The sequence below is a fragment of the Variovorax nivicola genome, assembly GCF_051216475.1.
Lineage (GTDB): Bacteria > Pseudomonadota > Gammaproteobacteria > Burkholderiales > Burkholderiaceae_C > Variovorax.
This window is the reverse complement of sequence record NZ_JBPJZK010000002.1, coordinates 165672-189570: the sequence shown is the minus strand read 5'-3', so window position 1 is coordinate 189570 and position 23899 is coordinate 165672. Positions and strand designations below refer to the sequence as shown.

The window sequence follows — 23899 nt, the reverse complement described above, 5'->3', positions numbered from 1 at the left end:
GCAGACATCGTCCGGCTCGGCCGGCTTCAGAATCCCCCGTTTCGTCTGCGCAGCGGACAACTGCTCGCAGCGCTGATGACCGCATCGGCGCTGATGCTGGCGGCGCCCGGTGCGGCGCTGGCGTCGAACAACAGCACCCACAAGGCAGGCAGCGCCAAGGCCGCTAGCGGCAGCACCAAGGCCAAGGCTGCGAGCAGCAGCCGTTCCGCCGCACGCGGTGCAACCGGCCGGTCTTCTTCCGCCAAGGAATCCCGCAGCGCCGCAGCCAAGGGCAAGAAGGGCGTGGCCGTTGCAGAGGCCCGAACAGCTGCCGCGACGGCAACAAGGCCCGCACGCAGGTCGGCATCCGCCACCTCCATCCAGGAAGCCAGCAACGCCGAAGCCCGCCTGATCGCAGTCTATGAAATGTTCGGCCGCGGCCAGGCCCGCCCCGCGCTGGCCAAGGCCCGCGACCTGGTGCGCGACTACCCGAACTTCCAGCTTGCGCAGCTCGTCTACGGCGACCTGCTCGCGGCACAAGTGCCCCCGTCGAATGCCCTGCCCGACACGACCAGCATCGCAAAGATGCGCGGCAACCCCGCCATGGCCGAGCTGCACGAGGAATCGAAGCGCCGCCTGCAGGCCCTGCGCGAGCGTCCGCCGGCCAACACCGTGCCGTCGCAATTCCTGACGCTGTCCACCCGCAGCCGCTACGCCATTGCCGTCGACGCCTCGCGCTCGCGGCTGTACCTGTTCGAGAACTCGGACAAGGGCCTGAAGCTCACGGCCGATTACTACATCTCGGTCGGCAAGTCGGGCACCGACAAGGTCACCGAGGGCGATGCGCGCACCCCGCTGGGCGTGTACTACATCACCAGCAGCCTCGATCCGAAGTCGCTGAAAGACTTCTACGGCGCGGGCGCCCTGCCCATCAATTACCCCAACCCGTACGACGTGCGGCGCGGCAAAACTGGCGGCGGCATCTGGCTGCACGGCACCCCGCCCCAGCAGTTCGCCCGGGCGCCGCTGGCAAGCGACGGCTGCGTGGTCATGGCAAACCCTGACCTGAAGCAGCTTTTGCGAAAAGTGCAAATTGGCGCCACCCCGGTGGTGACCGCGCGCAGCCTGCAATGGATTTCACAACCGCAGGCCGAAAAAGAAACCCAGTCAATTACAACCGCTATCAATGGCTGGAAAGATGCGCGAGCCAATGGAAATGAAGAGCAATTAAAGAAATTCTATTTGCCCGATTTCCAGCGCAGCAGCAAAAAATCCACCGAAGGAATTTCAGCTGTCGACGAAGAAGTGAAATACGCGCAGGGCAAGCGCGTGCAATTCAAGGACATGTCGTATCTCCACTGGCGGGACGGCGACGACACCATGATTGTTACCTTCGGCGAAGTGTTCGAAGGCGAGAAGAGCGGACGTTCCCGGCGCCAATACTGGTTACGCCAGGGTACCGACTGGAAGCTCTTTCACGAAGAAATCCTGGGCTGAGGCCCAGTCGAATCCCTCTCGGCGACGAGGTCACCCCCTCAAACCCGTGACTTTTTGCTCACGGGCTTGTGCTTTTTTCACTGTTACATCTACCCCTTTGGGGCCCCGTGCTACGTAACACGTAACGCATTTGTTCCCGTAACAGCCCCATTTCGCGCGTTCCCGGCGGCGTAACGTCCCATCCCCTCTTCATGGGAGGTGTCGTGCGCCCTACAGAGGGAAAAATCAGTCTCCTAACTTTCGACCAGCTGACCAGACCTTTCCTGGTTCGGGCTGGCAAGAGGCTGGCCGCTATCCTGCTATACCTCTTTTGGCTAGCACGCTCTGAGCGGAAGTCTTGCGGGTTTGCCTAGTTGATACACAGAGTTACGCTGTATAACATCCACCTCGCAAGCCTTTGTTAACACTTCCTGAAAGGGGAAATCATGCTTAGCTCTATTACTCGTTTTCTGCGCGACGAAGAAGGTGCAACCGCAATTGAATATGGAATTATTGCGGGGCTTATTTCTGTCGCGATCGTGGCTGTTTTGGCCGGAGACGACGGCCTGGGCAAACGACTGGCCAAGGTCTTCCAGGACATTACCGACAAGCTGACGACCACCGTCACGCCAAAGTAAATAGAAACAAGTGTCGGCATTGGCCTGTTTGCTCTGGTTGCTCTGTGTCGCTGTCTATGACTTCCGAAAGCGGCGTGTGCCCAACTGGCTGGTCCTGTCCGGAGCCATCGCGGCCCTGGCAGTCATCGGCTTCGAGGCACAGCCCTTCGGCGTCAGTTGGACAGCGGCACTCGCAGGCGCCGCATCGGGTTTCGGTTTCCTGTTGCTCTTTTATGCAATGGGTCTCATGGGAGCAGGCGACGTGAAATTCGCTGGCGCTCTCGGACTTTGGGTCGGCCTGTGGGCACTGGCGCCGATCTGGATTGGCGCGGGTCTGCTGGCCGGGGCGCATGGCGCACTCTGGTACGCCCTGCAGCGTTGGCCCGTCTCCCCACGGCTTGCCCTGATCCTGTCGGGCCAGCCCTCTTCAGCCGCCGGCAGCGCTTCGTCGAGCCGGGCCCGCTTCATTCCCTATGCGGCCTACCTTGCGCTGGCCACGGTGGCGTGGATGTTCTGGGGGAGACAGAGCTAGCAGACCGCTGCCTCTGTCCATGCAGGCCATTCATTCCTCACTTTTCATGATTGCTTGCCCTCATCCCTCAGTCCGCCGCCCATGATCAATCTCTCAAAAATCCTCGCAGCCGTCCTGGTGCTCCTGGCCATCGCATTGGGCGTCTATGCCTGGATGCTGAGCCGCCAGGCGCCCGCACCGGCAGTAGCGGCTACCGGCACTGCGGCCACTCCCACCAAGGCCCAGCAGGTGCTTGTCTACCCGGTCGTGGTGGCGGCCAAACCGCTGCCCGCGGGTCTGGCGATTCCGGCGGACGCGCTGCGCGTGGAACGGCTGACGATCAACCCCACCGGCGCCTTCCAGGACGTGACCGTCGCCGCTGGCCGCGTGCCGGTGCTCGACCTTGCCGAAGGCACGCCGGTGATGGAGAACCAGTTGGTCTCCGGCCTCGCACTGCGCATCGGCGAGGGTGAACGTGCCGTAGCAATCAAGGCCGACGAAGTCATGGGCGTGGGCAACAAGATCCAGCCCGGCGACTTCGTCGACGTCTTCATCATGCTCAAGTCGGACGGCAAGGATGTGGACCGCAGCCAGGCCCGCCTGCTGCTTGCACGCAAGCGCGTGCTGGCCTTCGGCAGTGCCTCCGTCGACGGGCTGCCTTCCAAGTCGCCTGACAAGGCGGCCGCGCAGCAGGCCCAGCGCAGCGAGCAGGCGCGCACGGCCGTGCTCGCCGTGCCCCTGGACGACGTGAACCGCCTGACCATCGGTGACGCCAGTGGCCGCCTGATGCTCGCCCTGCGCAACCCGACCGATCTGTCGGAGCCCGATCCGAAGCTCTTCGCCGAACTGCCCACGGCCCTGCAGCTGCCACCGCCCAAGACAGGCGAACCGCGCCGCGCACCGCTCGAAGGACTCGACCGCGCCCAGGCCGGCCTGACCGCCGCCGACCTCGTCACCGGCGGCAAGGGCCCCAGCGTCCGTCCGCAAGCAACCGAAGTCCGCACCGCCGCCGGCGCGCCCCGCGCCGCCGGTCCTGCGCGAGGCGGGCTCCAGGTCGAGGTCATTCGCGGCGAACGCAGTGAAACCGTGAACTACTGAGCACGCAGCCAGCCGACACCCGTCATCCAGGAAAAACAAATGCCCTACAAGCCTCGCGAGCAGTCGACCCGTGCCATTCGCAGCCCCATGAATGTCTCGTCGCGGCTGCTGCGCCCGTCCCTGATCGCCCTGTGCGCGATGGCTCAAACCGTCTGGCCGGTGGCATCGACGGCTGCGGATGCACAGCCGGTGCGCCCGCAGCTGCAACGCCCCCTGGTGCTGACCGCCGGCACGCAGCAAGAGCTGCTGATCGACAAGGGCATCGACCGGATGGCCATCGGCGACGAGGCGGTGGCCGGCGTCACCATCACGCGCAAGACACAGAATTCGCCGGGGGCACGGCTCATCGTGACAGGCAAGGCCGCGGGACGCACCTCGCTGATGGTCTGGGAAAAGGGCAACTCCGCAGCCACGACCTACATCGTCGAAGTGCGGCGCCGCACGTCCACGCTCGCGGGGTCGATGGACAGCATGCCCGCCCACCAGCAGGCACGCGAGACCGCACTGGCCAGCAGCGCCAGCGACAAGGCCGAGTTGATCGACCGCTCCGTCGTGAACGTGCGAAGCAACACCGTGCAGGTCGAAGTGAAGGTGGTGGAGTTCAACCGCAGCGTGCTCAAGCAGGCCGGCCTGAACATCTTCAGCACGCGCCCCAATTCGAATGGATTCAGCTTCGGCGTGTTCTCGCCCTCCTCGCTCGGATCCACGACGACCTTCGCGGCCAACGGGCAAATCAGCGGCGAGTACGCAAATCCCCTGGCACAGGCCTTCAGCCTCCTCTTCAACTTCAGCAAGGCCGGCATCGGTCTGAATGTGGGCTTCCTCGAAGGCAACGGCATGGCGCGCGTGCTCGCCGAGCCCACTCTGGTGGCGTTGTCGGGCCAGAGCGCGAGCTTCCTGGCCGGCGGCGAGTTGCCAATTCCAGTGCCACAAGGCCTGGGCACCACCAGCATCGAATACAAGCCCTTCGGCATCGGCCTCACGCTGACGCCCACGGTGCTGTCGAACGAACGCATCGTGCTGAAAGTCGCCCCCGAAGCCAGCGACCTCGACTACACAAATTCCCTGACCCTCAACGGTGTCGCCGTGCCGGCGATCACCACACGCCGTGCCGATACCACGGTGGAGCTGGGCGACGGCGAGAGCTTCATCATCGGCGGGCTCGTGAGCCGCACCACCACATCGAACGCCGACAAGGTGCCGCTGCTGGGCGACCTGCCGATCATTGGCACCTTCTTCAGCAAGACCAACTACAAGATGAACGAGAAGGAACTGGTGATCCTGGTCACGCCGCATCTGGTCAAGCCCATTGCGCGCGGCACCGACCTCACACCGTACCTGCCCGGCAGCGCCGAGCAGCGCGACGGCGCAGTGTGGCGCTCGTATTTCCTTGGCGGCGCAGTCGACACACCCGTGCCCGGCTTCTCCCGCTGACGGCAACAACGATGACCCGGAACATGCATCGCAGGCTGGCACCATGAACGCACCACGCGACAGCATCCCTGAAACAGGCAGCGAAACCTACCTGTTCGCTTCGAGCAACGGCGGCCACATCACCTGGCTGACCGATGCGCTCGGCACCCTCGGCTCCGTGGTGGTACTGCCCCCGGAAACGAAGTCGATCGACGAACGCATCGCCCTGCTGGGGCCGGTGGCGGTCTTCATCGACTTCTCGCCCGACCAGGCCGCCGCCGCCAACCAGCTCCACCAGCGCCTCAAGCGCGACTGGCCGACCCTGCCCGTGCTGGCCACCGGCGTCTCGGCCGAGCCCGCCGCCATGCTCTCTGCCCTGCGCGCGGGCGTGGACGACTTCATCGACATTGCCGCGCCTCCTTCAGATGCGGTGACCACGCTGCGCACGCTGCTGGAGCGGCGCAGCACGCTGCAGGGCGGCACGCGCGGCAGCACGCTGGCGCTGCTCGGCGCGCGCGCCGGTCTCGGCGTGACCACGCTGGCCACCAGCCTTGCCCTGACGCTGAACGACCAGCTCACACAGGCACCCGCGCGCCCGCCGGGCCGCAGCACGCGGCATGGCGTGGCACTGCTCGACCTGGGCCTGCCGGCGCGCGACGGCCTGCTCTACCTCGACACGCAAAGCGGCTTCAGCTTTGTCGACGGCGTGCGCAACCTGCGCCGGCTCGACCAGACGCTGCTGCACACCGCGCTCGCGCATCACACCAGCGGCGTGGCCATCCTGCCGCTGCCCGCGAGCCTGGCCCAGGTGCGCGAGATCTCGCATGCCGACTCGGTCGCACTCATCAAGCGCCTGGCCGACTTCTTCGATTTCCAGATCGCCGACCTCGGCGGCTTCTCGACCATCGACTTCATGGCGCAGACCGTGCGCGAGGCGCAGCAGGCCTGGGTCGTGTGCGACCAGAGCATCGGCGGCATCGTGTCCACGGCCAACATGCTCAAGGAGCTGCGCGCGCGCGGCGTCGAGACCGAACGCCTGTCGCTGGTGGTCAACAAGTTCGACGGCCACGTGGGCCTGTCGGCCAAGGACATCGCCGAGCGCCTCGAACTTCCGCTGCGGCATGTGCTGCCCGCGCGCAGCGCGCAATTGCTCGCCGCTGCCAGCCGCGGCGAGATGCTGGTGCGCACCGCGCGCAGCGACCCCTACGCGCAGGCCGTGACGGGACTCGCCCGCAGCCTGCACCAGGAATACATGTCTGCCACGGGCCAACCCCCGGCCAAGGATCCACGCTGGGTTGCGCTCATGTCGCAAGTTACCGGCCTCTGGAAGAGTTCACACGAAGGTTGAGCCCATGTCCACCGATATCGAATTTGCCGACGACGACCAGGCGTTCATCAACTCCCAGCAGTTCCAGGACATCAAGAGCTGGACGCATGACCACCTGCTCAGCCGCATCGAGGAGCTGGGCGCGGAGTTCGGCCGCTGGTCGCGCGCCTCGATCCAGCAGTTCGTCGAACTGGAGGTCGACAGCTTCGTGCGCCTGCGCCGCGTGCCGATCAACGACCGAGAGATGCAGCTCATCTCCGATGCGCTGACGAAGGAGCTCGCGGGCTTCGGCCCGCTGGAAGACCTGCTCAACGACCCGGCCGTTGAAGACATCCTGATCAACGGCTACCAGAACGTGTACGTGTCGCGCCACGGCATGCTGGAGCGCGAGACCGTGCGCTTCGCCGATGCCGAGCATGTGATGCGCATCGTGCGCCGCATCCTCGCGCCGCTGGGCCGCCGGCTCGACGAATCGAACCCGATGGTCGATGCGCGCCTGCCCGACGGCGGCCGCATCAACGTGATCATCGAGCCGCTGGCCATCGACGGCCTGTCGGTCTCGATCCGCAAGTTTCGCAAGGAGCCGCTCACGCCGGCCGACCTGGTGAAGCTCGGCACCTTCGACGCGGGCATGGCGCAGCTGCTTGAGATCGCGGTACGCGCGCGCTGCAACATCCTCGTGAGCGGCGGCACCAGCTCGGGCAAGACCTCGCTGCTGAACGCGCTCGCCAGCTTCATCCCGGCGCGCGAGCGCGTCATCACCATCGAGGACACGGCCGAACTTTCGCTCGGCACCAGCCACGTGGTGCGGCTCGAAAGCCGCCCCGGCGGCTTCGACGGCACAGGCGTGGTGTCGATCCGCGACCTGCTGCGCAACAGCCTGCGCATGCGGCCCGACCGCATCATCGTGGGCGAGGTGCGCGGTGCCGAAGTGATCGAGATGATGCAGGCCATGAACACCGGCCACGAAGGCTCGATGGGCACCATCCACGCCAGTTCGCCGCGCGAATGCCTGTACCGGCTCGAAATGCTCGCGGGCTTTGCCGGCTACCAGGGCAGCGAAGTGAGCCTGCGTCGGCAGATCGCCAACGCCATCGACTTCATCGTGCAGATCGGGCGCCTGTCCAGCGGCCAGCGCCGCATCATCTCGCTGAGCGAGGTCACGGGCGTCAACGACAACGTGGTGGCTATGCAGGAGCTGTACCGCTACGAACCGGTCGCATCGCCCGACGGCGAGGAGCGCGACCGCTGGGTGTCACTGGGCATCGCGCCGCATTCGCCCAAGATCACGCGCTTCCGCCAGTCGCTGCAGCGTGCGTCGCAGCATGGGGGAGACAACCGTGCGTGAAGTCTTGCTCGCGGTCGCCTGCGTCGCGCTGTTACTGGCAGCCGCCGGAGTGCTGCTGTGGCAATGGGCGAAGGGCCGGCAGGCGCGGCAGGCGACGGAGCGGCATCTGAATCAGCAGATTCTGGCCACCAGCACGGCCGCCGCGGCAACCGCCGTGCCGATGCCCCTGCGAGATCTCCCTGGCGAGGGTCTTGCCTCCAGCCTGACCACGGACCCGTGGTTCGACGGTGGGGCGGGGTCCGCCACGCCCGCTCGCACCGGTCTGCTCGAGCGCGCGGTCCCTGGGTGGATGGTGGGCGTGATCGAGCCGCGCACCATCGTCTTCGCGCTGATCGCCATCGTCGCCATCTGCCTGCTGGTCGGCGTTTTCGTCGGGTGGCTCGCGGCGCTGGGCGTGCTGTTTCTTCTGCTGCTGATGGCGAGCTTCGCCCTGTGGCTGCAACTGCAGAAGTTCCGCCGCAAGCTGATTCACCAGCTCCCCGGTTATATCGATGCCATGGTGCGCCTGATCACCATCGGCAACTCCACGCAAGCGGCTTTTCAGCTGGCGATTGCCACCACGCAAGCGCCGCTGCGCGGTCATCTGGATCGCTCGGCGGCCCTGGTGCGCGCGGGGGTGGACCTCGACCGCGCGCTGCACCAGACGGCGGACAACGTGCGCATCGAAGAGATGTACCTGCTTGCCTCCATTCTTGGCCTGGGCGTGCGCTATGGCGGCCGCGCCGACCTGCTGCTGGAGCGCGTTGGCAACTTCATGCGCGACCGCGAGCAGGCGGAGCAGGAGCTCAGCGCCCTGTCCTCGGAGACGCGCCTGTCAGCCTGGATCCTCGGCCTGCTGCCCGTGGGCGTGGGCGCCTTCCTGATCTTCACCAACCCCAGCTATTTCATGGGAATGTGGAACGACGGCACGGGCCGCATCCTGATCTTTTCGGCGGTGGGCCTGCAGCTGACGGGCGCTGCGCTGCTCTACCGGCTGGCGAGGCTGGCATGACGTTGACGCCCAATCAACTGGCCATCTTCAGCCTCGTGCTGCTGGCGCTGGGCCTGCTGGTCGGCGCCGGCGCGCTCGTCGCGGCCGAGCTGCGCCGCACGCGCAGCGGGCAGGTCATCGGCCGGGCCATCCGGCAGGCGGCCGTCGCGCCCGATCCGAAATCCGCCGTCGAAATCGCGGACCCCGATGCGCCGCCCAAGCCCGAGCTCGACCTGCCCTTCCACTGGCTGGACTCGCGGCTCGGCCGGGCGCTGGTGGCGGACGAAGACCGCAACCTCATCGACCAGTGCGGCCTTCGGTCGAAGCGGGCGCAGCTGGTCTTCCTGGTCACGCGGATCTCCCTCGCCTTCGCGCTCCCGCTGCTGGCCTATGTCTTCTGGAGCAGCGGGCACACGCGGAGCACCGTCACCATCGTTCTCACGGCGGCGGCGGCCGTCGGCTTCATGGCGCCCAAGTGGTTGCTCGGCCGCTTTGCCGCCAGCCGGCGCGAGCGCGCGGCCCGGGAGCTTCCCCTGTTCATCGACCTGCTGCGGCTGCTGCAGGGCGTGGGCCTGAGCCTGGACCAGAGCCTGCAGATCATGGCAACAGACTTCTCGCACGTGCTGCGCGTGCTGGGCTACGAACTGGGCATCGCCAATTCGCAATACAGCCAGGGCCGCACCCGCGAGCATTCGCTGCATCGCCTCGCGACGCTGCACAAGAACGAGAACATGCGCGGCCTCGTCTCGCTGCTGGTGCAGGTCGACCGGCACGGCGGCGCGGTGCAGGAACCGCTGCGCATATTCAGCGACCGGCTGCGCGAAAGCCGCCGCTCGGAGATGAAGGAGCGCATCGGAAAGATCACCGTGAAGATGACCGGCGTCATGGTGATCACGCTGCTGCCGGCGCTGGTCATCGTCACCGCGGGGCCGGGCTTCATCGCCATATTCCGTTCACTGGGAGCCATCGGCAAATGAAAACACTAGCTCTTCCCAAGCGCGCGGGCTCTGCCGTTCGCCTGCTGGCCTGCACCGCCGCTGCCATGGCCATCACCGGCTGCGGCGCGCTCAAGGACCAGTACGCAGCCGCTGCCGATGCGCAGCAGCGCGCGTCCGCCGAAGCTGCCGCCGACACCAAGGCCGGTGCCGCCGTCGACACCAAGGCAACCTACCTCAAGCTCGTCGAGCAGATGCAGAAGGAAGGCCTGTGGTTCGCATCGCTGGCGCACATCGATGCACTCGAACAGCGCTGGGGCGTGTCGCCCGAGTCCACCCGCATGCGCGCCGACGCCCTGCGCCAGACCGGCCAGGCCAACTTGAGCGAACAGGCCTACAAGCGCCTGCTGGGCACGCCGCTCGAAAGCGCCGGCTACCGTGGCCTCGGCCTGCTGGCAGGCGCGCGCGGCAGCTACCCCGAAGCCGTGCAGCTGTTGAAGCAGGCCCAGCGCCTGACACCGACCGACGCCCTGCTGCTCAGCGACCTGGGCTATGCCAACCTGCGCGCGGGACAGATCGCCGACGCCCGGCTGCCGCTGATGCAGGCGCTGCAGCTGCGCCCCGACAGTGCCCAGGCCCAGTCCAACCTCGCGCTCTACCTCGAAGTCACCGGCCAGAGCGAGCAGGCGAACAGCCTGATGGAAGCCAACCGCATGTCCCCCGCTGCGCGCGCAGCAGTGCGGGACGCTGCGCAGCAACTGCGCGCAGGCGGCGCGGTGCCCCTCGCGGCGACTGGCGCCATGCTGCCTCTTGTTGACGCAGTGCGCCCGCTTCCCAACACCACCACAGAGCTGGCGCGCGAAGACCTGGCGCCGCAGCAGCCTCCCCTGATGCTCAAGGCCTCGCGCTGGTCCGGCACCGGCGGCATCCGAACGGCCAGCCAGCGCAATCCGTCTACCGCGGATGCCGCGGTCTCCCTTTCGCCGAACTCGACCTCACAAGGCACCCCATGAGAAAAGCAAACGCCACCCGTCTCGCCGCGCTGTCCGCATTCGGCCTCGCCGTCGCGCTGATGGCCGCCACCCCCACGGCACTCGCGCAGCAGGCGGTATCGCCCAAGGCGCCGGAGCCAGCGGCCGCGCCAGTGCCCGTGCCGCCGCAGGGCCAGGAAGAAATGGCCGGGGCGGAAGAAGAGTTCGTGTACGGATCGCCGCAGGTGGGCGACGCCACGCAAGGCCTGCTCGCATGGCAGCGCAGCGGCGAGATCGCATCCGCCACGCCGCGGCCCATTGCCGGCGAGATCGCGAGTCGCAGCTACCAACGCTATCTGAAGAGCTTCGAGTTCCCGATTCCGGAAAGCATGGGCTCGATCGTCAAGCAGACGGCGGTCGGCGGCGGCGCTGCGCCGACGAAGTAGGCAGAGGCAGACACGCCAGGCATCGCCATGAACACCTATCGCCTTCGCACCCGAGCGCACGCCCAGCGCGGCGCTTACGCGGTCGAGTTCGCCATGGTGTTCCTGATCTCCTTCTCTTTGCTCTACGGAATCATCAGCTACGGCATGCTGTTCGCGTTTCGCCTGGGGCTGCAGAACGCGGCAGAAGACGGCGCGCGCGCGGCGCTGCGCTACCAGCCCACCCTGCCGGCACGCGCCACCCTGGCCCAGACCACTGCCACAACAAGCAGCAGCTGGATGCCGGCCACCGTGACGCGCAGCGTCAGCGCTACCGTGTGCGGGGTGGTCACCAACAACTGCGCCGCCCCCACTTGCGGCGCCACCTGGGACACCCGCTGCCAGATGGTCGTAACCGTCACGGCCACCAACCTGAAGCTCCTGCTACCGCCCTTTCCCAGTTTTGCCATGCCTGACCAGATCGTCGGCAAGGCCAGCATGCTTCTCGACGGGAGGGCGCCATGAGCACCGGGCGCCGTTCGAACGGCAGCAAGGGCGCGGCCATGCGTGGCCGGCAGCGCGGCGTGGCCGCCATCGAGTTCGCGATGGTCTTCCTCATTTTGTTCAGCGTGCTGTACGCGCTCGTGACCTTCGGGGCGGTGTTCTATCTGCAGCAGTCGGTCACGCGCGCGTCGGAAGAGGGAGCGCGGGCCGTGGGCCTGCTGACGCCGGCGCCGACGGCAGGCGACCAGCGGGTCAAGGACGCCGTGTACGACTCGCTGGCCAACTCGCTCGTGGTGCCCGCATCGGCCAACAGCAGCGTGGCGACACGGCGCAGCTGGATCGTCACCAACGTTCCGGTGGACGTGGCCCGCAGCAACCCGAGCGGCCCGGGGGCCTATATCCGCTATGACGTCACCGTGAGCTATCCGTACAGCGCGAACCAGCTGCTGCCGAAGATTCCACTGGTGGAGCAGTGGATGCCCACCCAACTCCAAAGCCGGACGAGCGCCGCGCTTCGATCGTCCTGAAGAGGACGCCATCGCCATGAACGCCGCATTCCGGAGCCACTCCCGCCGCACGCGATCCCGCGGGTCGGTCCTCATCAACACGGCCATCGCGATGAGCCTTGTGGTCATCACACTGATCGGCACCGAGATCGGCTTCATGTACTTCATGAAGCGGGAATTCCAGAAAACGGCGGACCTTGCCGCGCTGGCGGGTGCACAGCAGATCCGCGGCGGCTGCGCGGCCGCGATCACGGCCGCGCAACTGAACGCCAACGGCGCACCGGGCGGCTCGGCCGCCAACATGCCAGTGGGCCTCACACTGGCCGCGGGCGAGGTCCAGTGCGGCTACTGGGACAAGGACACGAGCTTCCAGACGCCCGCCGTCACGGGTCCGGCGAACGCGGTGCGCGTGGCCTTCCAGAAAGCGTCGCCCACGCTGCTGTCTTTCTTCACGGGCAACCGGCTCATCAGCGTCAGCGCCGTGGCAGCGCTCAGCGCGCCGCTCGCCGAGTTCTCCGTGGGCAGCAAGCTCGTCACCGTCAGCGGCGACTCGACGCTGGGGCGGCTCCTCAAGGGCATCGGGCTCGACCTGTCGGGCACCTCACTGGTGACCTACGATGGCCTCGCCCAGGCCAAGATCACGCCGGGCGGACTGCTGGCCGCACTGGGCATTCCGGTCTCCGCCGACATTGGCGTGGGCGAGTTGAACACGCTGCTCGCGGGCCGCTCCGTGGCGCTGGGCGACCTGCTCAACGCCATCGTGACGCTGGCGGGCCAGAACAGCCTGCTGAGCAGCAACATCGCGCTGCTCCAGGCCATCCAGACCAAGCTCGGGCTCAGCAACCTCATGGTGCAGCTGGGTTCGCTGGCCGACGGTCCCCGCGGCCTGTTCGCGCAGATCATCTCGCCTGGCGGCAGCGGAAGCGGCGCGCTGAACGTGGGCGTGAGCGCACTGGACCTGCTCTACACCTCGATTGGCGTGGCGACCTCGCAGCATGCTGTTGATGCGGGGCTCAACATCAACCTGCTGTCGCTGGCGAAGGTCACCACCAAGGTGACGGTGATCGAGCCGCCTTCGATAGCCATCGGCGGCATCGGCGCCAAGGCCTACAACGCGCAAGTTCGCACCTTCATCCACGTGACGACCGACGCCGGGCTGCTTGGTTCTCTGCTTGCGCCGCTACTGAAACTCGACCTCCCGATCGTGCTCGACGCGGTGACGGGTATCGGCACGCTGGTCGATATGTGCACGCCTGCGCTCCAGCAGCCGACCACCGGCAAGGATCGCGCGAAGTTCCAAGTGACCAGCAAGATCGCGAACGTATGTGTGGGGCAGATTGCGACGAGCGATCTGTTTTCCAAATCAACGGTCTGCAGCTATCCGACAACGCTGAAGGACATGGAGCTCATCAACGTGCTGGGGCTGCTCAGGGTGAACAACCACCTCGATCTAGGCGTGTTGCCCGGACCCAACTCCGAATTGACTCTTGCGGAAGGCGAGACTGGTACGACGCCAGTCAACAACCTGCAGGTGGGCACACTGGTATCGGACCTCCTGGCCCAGCTGACCAATCTCCTCTTCGGCAGCCAGACGCCGACGGGCACACCCACCAGTGCCCAGCTGGACAACCTGACCGCGCAGATCTGGAACAACACCGCAAGCATCTGCACGGCAAACACCACGGGCTGCTGGGGCCAGCGCTACGCCAGTGCCCTCAACACCATTCGCCAGAATTCGAACCAGAGCGGTCTGCTGACAGGCCTGCTGAACGGCGTTTTGGATCTCCTGACCGGCGTGCTGAATCCGTGCACCGGCCTGCTCGGACTGGGCGGCAGCGAAGCAGGCTGCAAGAACATGATCAAGGATGCGCTGTCAGCCAACAGCAGTGGAGCCGGCGGCGCCATCTCCAACGCGGTGTCGGTCCTGGCCGGCCTGCTCAAGCCGCTGCTCGACGCCATCGGCGCATCGGTCCTCACCCCTCTCCTGACAAACGTACTCGGCATCAACCTCGGCCAGGTCGACGTGAACCTGAAGTCGCTCGACTGCAAGGCCCTGCCCATGCTGGTGTATTGACGCTCCTCCCCGATGAATTCCCCCGCCTCCAACTTCGACGAACTCGACCTCTTTGTCTGGGAAGGCAAAGCCGACATCCTCGACCGCATCGCGCGGTGCATGGCGAGCTTCGACGTGGAGGTGATCCGGGCCGATGGCCTGCCGCCTCCGCCGCAGGATCGCGGTGCCGCGCTGCGTCCCTCGGTGGCGATCATCAGCGTCACGGTCATCGACAGCGGCGGGCTGGCGCATGCCACCGAGCTGCTGCAGGGCATGCCGGTGATCTGGGTTGCGGCGGGTTCGCGCGAGCGCGACTCGCGCACCTATCCGCCCGAGTACCTGCACGTGCTGCCGTACGACTTCACCTGCGCGGAGCTGCGCACGATGGTCGCGAAGCTGGTGCGGCAGTTGCGCGCGCGCGAGGTGGCGCCGCAGCCGCCCGATGTGCTGGTGGCGCACTCCGAAGCGATGAAGGCGCTGCTGGCCGAGGTGGGCGCTTTTGCCGACTGCGATCACAGCGTGCTGGTGCGCGGCGAAACGGGCGTGGGCAAGGAGCGCATTGCGCAGCAGTTGCACCTGGGGCACCAGCACTACAGCAAGGGCGCGTTCGTGGCGGTGAACTGCGGCGCGATTCCCGACGGGCTTTTCGAGTCGCTGTTCTTCGGCCACACCAAGGGCTCGTTCACGGGCGCGGTGCATGCGCATCGCGGCTACTTTGAGCAGGCCACGGGCGGCACGCTGTTCCTCGATGAAATCGGCGACCTGCCGCGCTACCAGCAGGTCAAGCTGCTGCGCGTGCTGGAAGACAGTGCGGTCACGCGGCTGGGCGCGACGGCGCCGGTGCGGGTCGACTTCCGGCTGGTGGCGGCCACCAACCGCAACCTGCGCGAGATGGTGGCGAGCGGCGAGTTCCGCGCCGACCTGTTCTACCGGCTCGCGGTGATCGAGCTGCACGTGCCCAGCCTCGAAGAGCGCGGCGAGGTCGACAAGATCGCGATCTTCAAGGCGCTGCTGACCAACGTGCTCGGCGACGAGCTCGAAACGCTCGGCGAAACGCCGCACTGGCTCAGCGACGCGGTGGCCGAGACCTACTTTCCGGGCAACGTGCGGCAGCTGCGCAATCTTGCGGAGCGCGTGGGCGTGATCGCTCGGCAACTGCACGCCTGGGACCAGAACCTGATTCAGCGCGCGATCGCGCTCACGCGCGGCACGCCCGCGCCGGCGATCTTCGCCGACCGCAATGGCATGGGCGGCGGCAGCAACGGCAATGGCGGCTCGCTCGACGGCAGCGCCGACCGCAAGGGCTGGAACAGCAGCGAGCGCAACCGCATCATCGCGGCGCTGGAGATCAACGACTGGAAACGCCAGGACACCGCGCAGCACCTGGGCATCAGCCGCAAGGTGCTGTGGGAGAAGATGCGCAAGTACCAGATCCTCGACGGCGAGCCAGGCATCCCCGAAGACGCCTGACCGACGACGGTCAACCTCAGGGCGTCGAAAGGCGCGGGGTCCTGCGCAGCGGCGGGTTCGCTCCCGCCGCGCCCATGCTGCGTTCTGCAACGGGCTCGCTCGCGCACGCCGTGTTGCTCGAAATGCACAGCGCAGCCAGCAGGCCATCTTCGGTCAGCACTTGCCGGCTGGGCGCGCCGAAGAGGCGGTCGATCCAGCCGTTGGTGCCTACCGGGTCGATGCGCAGTTCGCCGGTGGTGCGCGCCAGGCGCAGCTCGGAAATGCGCAGGTCGAACACGCCGTCGACGTAGTCGAACAGCAGCGTGTAGTAGTCGAGTTGCGCGTCGAGCACCTTGGGCAGGGTCTCGCGGCCGAACTCCATCAGGCGGCGGCGGCCGCGAAAGGCCTGGCCGGCGGTGCTGACGGCTTCCATCAGCTGCTTCTCTCGCTCGCGGCCGGAGACGGTGCGCGCCCACGACGCCGACGTGAGCTCGAACAGGTTGAGCTTCACGCCTTCGAGCTTGGCTTCCTGGTTGGCGACTTCGGCCAGTGCCGACTTCAGGCGCAGTTGCCGGTCGAAGCCGTTGCCGAAGTTCCAGTTGAGTTCGACGGCCGCGCGCGTCGGGTCTTGCGGCGACACGCCGCGCGGGTCCTTGCTCTTCACGAGCACGGCGTCGAGCGACGGATAGAGGCTCGCGTCCTGCTGGTCGGCCAGCGCCTTGGCGCGGTCGATGCGGCCCTGCGCCTCGGCGATCTCGGTGCTGCGCGACTCTGCACGGCGCAGCGCCTCTTCCTGCGAGCCGATGCGCCACTGCGCCGGCGCCGCGAGCACGGGCAGCGACTCGGGATTGGGCGAGAACTTGAAGTAGTTGCGGAATTTGGCGAGCGCCTCGTCGCGCTGCGCCTCGAAGTCGGACTCGCGCGCGGCCACCAGCGCGCGCCGCGAGGCCGCCATGTTCAGGTCGTTGTCGCCGCTCACGCCCAGCGCCACGCGGCGGGCCTCAGCCTTGGAGATTTCGGCTACAACCTCGGTGGCCTTGTGCGCAATCTGCTTCTTGAGATCGAAGCGCTGCACCTGCAGGTAGGCGGTGAGCGCATCCAGCACCACCTTTTGCGAGGTGGTGATGACAGCCTCGTCGTCCGCCTGGTTGCCCGCTTCGGCGGCGCGCTGCGCGGCGCTCATGGCACCGCCGTCGATCAGGCTCATGCGCGCCTCGGCGGTGAGCACGGTGTAGCTCTGCGTCTTGGCGTTTTCCGCGCCGCTGTTGTAGTTGCCGGACGAAGTGCCGAGCTTGAAGCGCGGGTAGCGCGCCTGCTTGGCCGCGTCCACGCTGTAGCTGCTGGTGTTGGCGGCCGCCTGCGCGGTCTGCACTTCGGGGTATTCCTGCGACAGCGTTATCAACGCCTGCTTCACCTGCTGGGTGTAGCTCGCGGCGCCGAGCGACGGCGGGGACAGGCGGCGCGCAAGCATGAGCGTGGCGCCCGCCTCTTGCTGTTGTTGTTGTTGCTGCTCTTGCGCAAAGGCGGCGGGCGGCAGCGCGAAGCTCGCGCACAACGCTGCGCAGACAGCGCCGGAGCCCATGCGGCGCAGGTCGACCGGTTTGCGGTACTTCATGGTTCGCGGAAGGCTTCGCGCCGCAGCTTGAGCACAGGTCGCAGGATGTACCAGATGAACGGGTCGGTGCCCACACGCAAGTCCACTTCGGACTCCATGCCGGCGGTGATGCGGTTCTCGTCGCGCCCCACGTGGGACTGCGACATGCTGATGAGCAGCCGGTAGTACGGCGCGCCGCTGGAAATGGCGGGGTCGCGGTCGGCGTCGGCCGCCACCAGCTTGACCTTGCCGTCGACCGCGCCGTAGCGCAGGTAGTCGTAGGCGGTGATCTTCACGCGCGCCTGCTGGCCCACTTCGATGAAGCCGCGGTCGTTGGGGTTGAGCCGCGCCTCGACCATGATCTCGTCCTCGTCGGGCACCACTTCGAGAATCGACTCGCCGGGCTTCACCACCCAGCCCGGGCTGGAGTTGCGCAGGCCCTTGACGATGCCATCCGACGGCGCCTTCACCACCGTGCGCGAACGTTGGGTGCGCGCACGCGCCAGGTCTTCGCTAAGGCTCGCGAACTGACGCTCGACCGTGGCCAGTTCGTCCGATGCGCGGCGGCGAAAGCGCCCTTCGGCCTCTGCCATCTTGGCCTGCGCCTCGGTGATGGAAGCGTTGGCTGAAATCACGCCCTGGCGCGCCACCGCGAGTTCGCTGCGCGCGCTCTCGGCCTGGCGCCGCTTCTCCAGCACCTCGACCTGGCCGACCAGCTTCTCGCTGAGCAGTTGCTCGGAGATTTCGAGTTCCTTCTGCGCCAGCACCAGCCGGTCGCTCAGGCCCTTGACCTTGGCCTGCTGCTCCAACTGCTTGCTGCGCGCCTGCTCCAGGCCCGACACAGCGCCGGCCATCACGCCGCGTTGTTCGAGCGCGCGCGCCTGGTAGGCGCCGGTCTCGCCTTCGAACACGGCTTCGTCGATGTCGGTGGCAAAAGATTCGCGCTTGAGCGGCTGGCCGCGGCTCTCGGCCATGAGGCGCACGCGGGTGGCCTGCGTGGCGGCATAGCGGGCCGTGAGTTCTTCAAGGTTGAGGCCGCTGCCGCCAAGGTCGATCTCGACCAGCGACTGGCCCTGCTTGACCTTGTCGCCTTCCTTCACCAGCACGTTGCTGACGATGCCGCCTTCCAAGTGCTGGATGGACTTGACGCGATCCGAGGGGATCACGCGGCCGGGTGCGACCACCACGGTTTCCATCGGGAAGCCAAGGCCGACCAGGGCCAGCACGCCGATCGCACCGCCGATGATCCACTGGCGCCGCCGCCCCTGCGGCGAGGTCTGGGCCGCGCGCTTCTCGTTCTCGTCCTGAAGAATCTGCGGCAAATCTGATTTCAAGTCGCGTCCCCGGTCACTCGTCATTCGTGTATCACGCCATCGAGCGGGAGGCCGCGGCCCCCGCTGCACCGTCTTCCGCATCGCCCAGCGCGACCAGCGGTTTCTTCACGCCGAACAGCTTCGGCACCATCACCGCGGCCGTGCCCTGTTCCACATTGCCCTGCCCCGTGACGTGATAGACCACGCTGGCGGCGGAGACGATGCGCAGCGAATGCGTGACCACCACCACGGTGCGCACCTTGGCCACCGCGAGCAGCGTGGCGAGCAGGTTGCGCTCGCTCTGAAAGTCGAGGTCGTTGCTGGGCTCGTCGAGCACCAGCACCGAGGGCTTGCGCAGGAAGCTCATGGCCAGCGCCAGCTTGCGCCGCTCGCCCACCGACACGCCGGTGCCGCCTTCGCCGACCATGGTGCGGTAGCCGTCGGGCAGCCGCGAGATGAAGTCGTGCGCGCCCGAGAGCTTGCAGGCCGCAACGATCTGCTCGTCGCTCTGGCCCGGGGCCGTGCGGCGCATCACGTCGATGAGCGAACCGCCAAACCAGTAGACCTCCTGCGAGAGATAGCTGATCCAGTGCGACAGCTCTTCGCGGCCGAACTGCGAGAGGTCGTACTCGCCGATGCTGACGATGCCGCGCGTGGGCGTGTACAGGCCCGACAGCAGCTTCACCAGTGTGGACTTGCCCGCGCCGTTGCGCCCGACGATCACGTGCAGCCCGCCCGGGCCGATGTCGAGGTCGACGTTTTCCAGCACCGGCTGCTGCGCGGTTTCGGTGAAGCTGAAGCTCACGTCCTTCAGGGTGATGCGGCCCAGTGGCTGCGGCAGCGTCATGCCCGTGGGCGGCTTCTCGACCGGTTCGCGCAGCACGGTTTCGAGCCGCTTGGCGGCTTCCTTGGCGGTGGCCAGCGAGCGCCAGTTCGACACCAGCCCCGCCACCGGCTGCAGCGCCTTCAGTGCCAGCATGTTCGATGCGACGAGGCCGCCCACCGTCATCCACTGCTCCATCACCGAGACCGCGCCCACGGTCACCACGACGACGGAGAACACGGTGAGCAGCACGGTGGTGCCGTCGCGCGCGGTTTCGATCTGGCCGTTCTTGCTGAAGCTCTCGGTGAGCCATGAGTTGTAGGTCTTGCGCCACATCTCGATGGTCGGCGCGTCGTTGGCCTGGGCCTTGAGGGTTTCGCGCGCGTTGCAGATCTCGGCGGTCACGCGCTCGAGGCCGCGGCCGCGCTGCACTTCCTCGACGCGGCCGGAGCGCACTTCGTCGGCCCACCACCACGCCAGGAAAGACATGATGGCCAGGAACAGCGCCACCACCGGCAGCACCGGCAGCGCGACGATGCCGATGACGATGAGCGCGAAGATGGCCATCGGCAGGTCGAAGATCGATTGCGCGAGTCCGCCGGTGACGGTGCCGCGCACCGAAGCCACGTCGCGAAAGTACAGGTGCCACACAGAAGCCGGCCGTGCTTCGAGCGCGCGCAGCGGGCGGCCCAGCATCGAGTTCAGCAGCGCGCCAGACACACCGTGGTCGATGATGGCGCCCGCGTTGCGCAGCAGCCGCGAGCGGCGCGTGCGCAGCCAGAACTCGATGCACAGGAAGAACAGGATGCCGCTGACCAACGCAGCAAGCGTCGAGGTGCCGCTGCGCGAGAGCACGCGGTCATACACCTGCAGCAGGAAGATCGAGGGCAGTAGCCCGAACAGGCTGATGGGCAACGAGCGCCACGCCGCGCTCTTCACGAGCGGATAGGCCGCTCGGAATGCGGCGTTCAAAGCGCCCGCATAGGGACTGGCGCCAGGTTCGTCTGGCGTGTCGGCAACCAACTGACTGGGCAAGAGGAACTTGATCATGGGAAAGAGCCGATCCGTCGTGCAATGACGCCTGCGTCATTATCAACTGTTACCCGGCTGTTACAAGGCAAAAATTCACTCGCCGTGCACATCAACACGACAGCTTTCGCCCCCCATGAACCGGCTCCGGTTGCGCGGCGCTTCCCTTAACCGCGCAACCGGCCGGACTCCCTGCTTTGGCCTCCCTGTTTGATTGGGGCAAACCCTCTGCAAACACCAATGCGATGTTGGCGCACAGCAGCATGCAAAGCACCCATGCGCACAGCAGTTGCAGCCAGCCCAGCCACCAGCGGCGCAACGGCTGCCGACGCAGCGGCGCCTCATGTTCGAAGGGCGAGTGCGCAAGTACGTTCCATCTCATGGCAGTGCTTTCAAAACCCGGGCCAACCGGGACAGGCCGACGCCCGCTGAACTCTTCGCCAGCACCCAGTCGCCGGGCTGCAGCAGGCTGCCGAGCGCAGTCGACAGATCGGACACGTCGACGAACCAGTGCGAGCGCACCTTGGTGCGAATGCGCGTGTGCAGCGCCCGCATCAGCGGGCCGCACAGCAGCACGCGGTCGGGTTGGGAAGCCAGCAGCTCGGCTTCAAGGTCGAGGTGGTGGCGTTGCGCGGCGGGGCCGAGCTCCTGCATGTCGCCGAGGATCGCCACGCGGCGCGACGGCTCGCAGGGCGCCTGCGACAGCAGCTCCAGCGCGGCGCGCATCGAGCTCGGGTTGGCGTCGTAGGTCTCGTCGATCAGCTTGAAGCTGCCGCCGCCGATGTGAATGGTGTGCAGCGCACCGCGCCCGCCCGGCGGCTCGAAATGCGCAAAGGGCTCGACCGCAGCGGCCAGCGGCAGGCGCATGGCCTGCAGGGCCGCGAGCGCTGCGATGGCGCTCGCGCCCATGTGGCGCCCCGGCGCATTGAGGCGCAGCTGAAAGGGCTCGCCCGCCACCATCGCCTGCACCTCGCCGTGGTCGAAGGCGAGCAGGCGCACATCGGCGTCCTTGTGCTCGCCGCAGGTCACGATCTGCAGTTGCTGCGCCATCGCCGCTTCGGCAAAGGTTGCGAACTCGGGCATGTCGCGGTTGAGCACCACGCTGTCGCCCGGCGCCATGGCCTGGAAGATCCGGCTGTCGAGCCGCGCGGCGGCCTCCGACGGGCCGCGGTGTTTCTGCGATGCGGCCGACAGCCCCGTCACCACCACCAGCGAAGGCCGCACCAACTGCGCCGACGCAGGCATGTGCGAGGTGCCCATCTCCAGCACCCAGTAGGCCGCGTGCCGCGGCATGCAGGTCATGTTCCAGGCAATGCCCGATGGCAGGCTGACGTTGCCCTCTGGCTGGCCGACCTCGCCCCACACGGTGAGTGCGCCGGCCAGCATGGCGGCGACGGTGCCGCTTGCCGCGCCGTTGGTCGCGCCGCTGCCGAGCACGCCGCACACGCGGCCGGTGAACTCGGCGCGCGCATGGTCGCCCAGCTCCAGCACGGCCTGCAGCACGTTCGGCACCTTGAGCACGGGCACGCGCTTGTCGAGGTGCGGCTTGGGGTCGGTGCACAGCACGGCTGCCGCCGGTTGCAGCACGCCCTTGAGCGTGACGGCGGCCAGCGGTGTCTTCGACGGCCGCGTCTGGTGGTCGAACACCACGCGGCCCTTGCGCATGAAAGAGCGCTGCGCCACGCCGGTGGCGCGCCAGCCGTCCTCGGGCTTGACGACCCATTCGCCACCGGTCACGCGCGCCATCTCGCTGGCGGTCCAGACGGCGCCGTCGTCGCGCGCGCCGCCCACGCCGGTGCTGCCGCCGCCGCCCGTGCCGGCCGCGCCGGGCGAGGCGCGCCGCTCCACCAGGTAGCGGTGGTAGGCGACGAAGCCCGACACGTACTGCTCCACATCGTCGATGCGCACGCGGAACGAGTGATGGCGGATGAAGAACGAGCCGACGATGGTCGACGGCCGGCGGAAATACATCGCCATCTCGGGCCAGAAGAAGCCGTTGAGCAGGTAGTGCGCGCGGTAGTCGAGCGCACGGTAGAACTTCTCGACGTCGAGCTCGTCGAGCAGGTGCCGCATCGCGGGCATGCCCTCGAGCCGCTGGAGCATCTGCTGCGCGGCCAGCATGAGTTCGAGCAGCGTCGGGAAGGTGGTCTTCCGGTCGAGCACGAAGTCGAGATACCCCGCCACGTTCTGCAGGCCGAAGCGAAAGTACTTCTCCTGCGGGCTCCAGTGCGTGAGCTCGTACACGCAGCAGCTGAGCCAGTGGTCGTGCGCCTGCCAGTGCTGGCTGGCAATGAAATGGTCAAAGGCCTTCTCGACCACGGCCAGCCATTGCGGATCGCGCGTGAGGGCATACAGGCGCATGAGGCCGTAGGCCGCTTCGCCGTCGTAGTAAATGATGCGCGAGGCCTGCTTGACCGTGAGGTCGGCCGCGTGCAGCACGTGGTTGAAGCGGCCGGTGGCCGGGTCTTGCAGCGAGGCAATGCCGAGCGCGAGCTTTTCCAGCAGCGGCAGCCAGCGGCGCGTGTCCGTCAGCTCGCAGTACTTCACCAGCGCGAGCACGCAGGCCGCGTTGCCGCCGAGCTTGATCTCGCCGCCGGTGTCGACCAGGAACGCCACCGCGCGCCCGTCCACCAGCGTGTAGTCGCGGATCAGCGAAGTCGTGAGATGGTCGAGCGAGCGGTCGATGGCCGCGCGCAGCGTTTCGTCGCGCGTGAGCTCCCACGCTTCGATCATTGCGTAGAGCGCGCTCGCATGGCGCATCGCGTCGTAGGTCGGAATGCGACGGTCGAAGCACGGGAAGTAGCCGTACACGAAGAGGCCGTCGCTCTGCACCTGGCGCGCGAGATACGACGAGCCGCTGCGCACGAGGTCGAGCACCGACTGCGGGTTCAGCGCCGGCAGTTGCCGGCGGCCCGCGTCGAGCCCCGTGCCGACCAGCTTGTGCACCACGCCGTCGGGCTGGCAGAACACGCCCACCGTGGCGAGCAGGTAGACCGGCTGGTCCGAGGGCATGTCCAGCGGCGGCGAACTCTGGAAACGCGCCTGGCCGTAGACCTCGAAGTTGCGCGCGTTCACCACCGAATGCGGAATGGTCGAATCGCCGCACAGCATGGCGTTGGCGTTGAGCTCCTGCTCGGTGAAGGCCAGCGCGAAGTCTTTGTCGAAGGCCAGGCCGAGGCGGAAGTAGTTGCGCTTGACGGCGGTGAGCTGGGTCTTGAACTGGGCCCAGTCCATCGGGCTCGCGCCCTCGACCCAGTCGATGCGCAGCCACGGCGACACGATGCCGCGCTCGCGCACCCAGCGCTCGGCATGCTCGGCGCCTTCGCGCCAGGCGGTCTCGAAATCGTCGGCCCGCGCGTGCACGACGTGTGCTCGCTGCGAGCCATCGCTCACGGAGAAGAACAGCGTGAACGCCGGGTACGGGGCAGGCAGCGCCGCGCACACCGACACCAGGCGTTCGTGGCAGGCGTGGAGCTGGTCTGGGAAGGACATCATTCGGCTCCGGACGAATGCGGGAGACCGGCCACGCCCGTCATCAGCTCTCGCCTTGATGACGTGTGC

At 67.1% G+C, this 23899-nt stretch carries 20 protein-coding genes; 15 read left to right on the top strand and 5 right to left on the bottom strand.

Annotation, left to right across the window (positions count from 1 at the left end; all coding sequences use genetic code 11):
• Positions 1–26: 26 nt before the first annotated feature.
• The gene (locus ACSFBF_RS09380; RefSeq protein WP_435466246.1) at positions 27–269 is read right to left on the bottom strand and encodes a hypothetical protein; all 243 of its coding nucleotides are present in this window, start codon (positions 267–269) and stop codon (positions 27–29) included.
• A 13-nt stretch (positions 270–282) separates the two neighbouring features.
• Between ACSFBF_RS09380 and ACSFBF_RS09375 the strand changes: the two genes are divergently transcribed.
• From ACSFBF_RS09375 to ACSFBF_RS09305, 15 genes are all read left to right on the top strand, one after another.
• Positions 283–1476 (top strand): L,D-transpeptidase family protein, encoded by a 1194-nt coding sequence (locus ACSFBF_RS09375; RefSeq protein WP_435466244.1) that lies wholly within the window; start codon positions 283–285, stop codon positions 1474–1476.
• A 425-nt stretch (positions 1477–1901) separates the two neighbouring features.
• The gene (locus tag ACSFBF_RS09370) at positions 1902–2093 is read left to right on the top strand and encodes a Flp family type IVb pilin (RefSeq protein WP_435466242.1); all 192 of its coding nucleotides are present in this window, start codon (positions 1902–1904) and stop codon (positions 2091–2093) included.
• Between the two features lie 10 nt (positions 2094–2103).
• On the top strand, positions 2104–2604 hold the full coding sequence (locus ACSFBF_RS09365; RefSeq protein ID WP_435466240.1) for an A24 family peptidase: 501 nt from the start codon (positions 2104–2106) through the stop codon (positions 2602–2604).
• A gap of 81 nt (positions 2605–2685) precedes the next feature.
• Positions 2686–3681 (top strand): Flp pilus assembly protein CpaB, encoded by a 996-nt coding sequence (gene cpaB, locus ACSFBF_RS09360; RefSeq protein WP_435466238.1) that lies wholly within the window; start codon positions 2686–2688, stop codon positions 3679–3681.
• 39 nt (positions 3682–3720) lie between these two features.
• Positions 3721–5115 (top strand): type II and III secretion system protein family protein, encoded by a 1395-nt coding sequence (locus tag ACSFBF_RS09355; RefSeq protein WP_435466233.1) that lies wholly within the window; start codon positions 3721–3723, stop codon positions 5113–5115.
• Positions 5116–5158: 43 nt separating this feature from the next.
• Positions 5159–6442 (top strand): CpaE/TadZ family protein, encoded by a 1284-nt coding sequence (locus ACSFBF_RS09350; RefSeq protein ID WP_435466231.1) that lies wholly within the window; start codon positions 5159–5161, stop codon positions 6440–6442.
• 4 nt (positions 6443–6446) lie between these two features.
• Positions 6447–7769: a TadA family conjugal transfer-associated ATPase gene (locus tag ACSFBF_RS09345; RefSeq protein WP_093079695.1), complete on the top strand. Its 1323-nt coding sequence runs from the start codon at positions 6447–6449 to the stop codon at positions 7767–7769.
• Positions 7762–8760, top strand: a complete 999-nt coding sequence (locus ACSFBF_RS09340) for a type II secretion system F family protein (protein ID WP_435466229.1) — start codon at positions 7762–7764, stop codon at positions 8758–8760. Before ACSFBF_RS09345 ends, ACSFBF_RS09340 begins: the two co-directional genes overlap by 8 nt.
• Entirely contained in the window at positions 8757–9716 is a 960-nt protein-coding gene (locus ACSFBF_RS09335; protein WP_435466227.1) for a type II secretion system F family protein, read from the top strand. Before ACSFBF_RS09340 ends, ACSFBF_RS09335 begins: the two co-directional genes overlap by 4 nt.
• The gene (locus ACSFBF_RS09330; RefSeq protein ID WP_435466225.1) at positions 9713–10687 is read left to right on the top strand and encodes a tetratricopeptide repeat protein; all 975 of its coding nucleotides are present in this window, start codon (positions 9713–9715) and stop codon (positions 10685–10687) included. The genes ACSFBF_RS09335 and ACSFBF_RS09330 overlap by 4 nt, the downstream gene beginning before the upstream one ends.
• On the top strand, positions 10684–11091 hold the full coding sequence (locus tag ACSFBF_RS09325) for a DUF3613 domain-containing protein (RefSeq protein WP_435466223.1): 408 nt from the start codon (positions 10684–10686) through the stop codon (positions 11089–11091). Before ACSFBF_RS09330 ends, ACSFBF_RS09325 begins: the two co-directional genes overlap by 4 nt.
• A 27-nt stretch (positions 11092–11118) precedes the next feature.
• Positions 11119–11592 carry a TadE/TadG family type IV pilus assembly protein gene (locus tag ACSFBF_RS09320; protein WP_258352959.1) on the top strand — a complete coding sequence of 158 codons (474 nt, stop codon included), beginning with the start codon at positions 11119–11121 and terminating at the stop codon, positions 11590–11592.
• Complete coding sequence (locus ACSFBF_RS09315; RefSeq protein ID WP_435466222.1) at positions 11589–12098, top strand: TadE/TadG family type IV pilus assembly protein; 510 nt, start codon at positions 11589–11591, stop codon at positions 12096–12098. Before ACSFBF_RS09320 ends, ACSFBF_RS09315 begins: the two co-directional genes overlap by 4 nt.
• A 16-nt stretch (positions 12099–12114) precedes the next feature.
• Positions 12115–14151, top strand: a complete 2037-nt coding sequence (locus tag ACSFBF_RS09310) for a TadG family pilus assembly protein (protein WP_435466220.1) — start codon at positions 12115–12117, stop codon at positions 14149–14151.
• 12 nt (positions 14152–14163) lie between these two features.
• Positions 14164–15600: a sigma 54-interacting transcriptional regulator gene (locus tag ACSFBF_RS09305; RefSeq protein ID WP_435466218.1), complete on the top strand. Its 1437-nt coding sequence runs from the start codon at positions 14164–14166 to the stop codon at positions 15598–15600.
• Positions 15601–15616: 16 nt separating this feature from the next.
• Here the strand turns inward: ACSFBF_RS09305 and ACSFBF_RS09300 are convergent, their stop codons facing one another.
• The 4 genes from ACSFBF_RS09300 to ACSFBF_RS09285 form a co-directional block, all read right to left on the bottom strand.
• A complete protein-coding gene (locus ACSFBF_RS09300; protein WP_435466216.1) occupies positions 15617–17194 on the bottom strand; it encodes a TolC family protein in 1578 nt (525 codons plus the stop codon).
• On the bottom strand, positions 17191–18507 hold the full coding sequence (locus tag ACSFBF_RS09295; RefSeq protein WP_435466214.1) for an HlyD family type I secretion periplasmic adaptor subunit: 1317 nt from the start codon (positions 18505–18507) through the stop codon (positions 17191–17193). The genes ACSFBF_RS09300 and ACSFBF_RS09295 overlap by 4 nt, the downstream gene beginning before the upstream one ends.
• 31 nt (positions 18508–18538) lie before the next feature.
• Positions 18539–20359, bottom strand: a complete 1821-nt coding sequence (locus ACSFBF_RS09290; RefSeq protein ID WP_435466212.1) for a peptidase domain-containing ABC transporter — start codon at positions 20357–20359, stop codon at positions 18539–18541.
• Positions 20360–20716: 357 nt separating this feature from the next.
• Complete coding sequence (locus tag ACSFBF_RS09285) at positions 20717–23833, bottom strand: glutamate ligase domain-containing protein (RefSeq protein WP_435466210.1); 3117 nt, start codon at positions 23831–23833, stop codon at positions 20717–20719.
• Positions 23834–23899 lie beyond the last annotated feature (66 nt).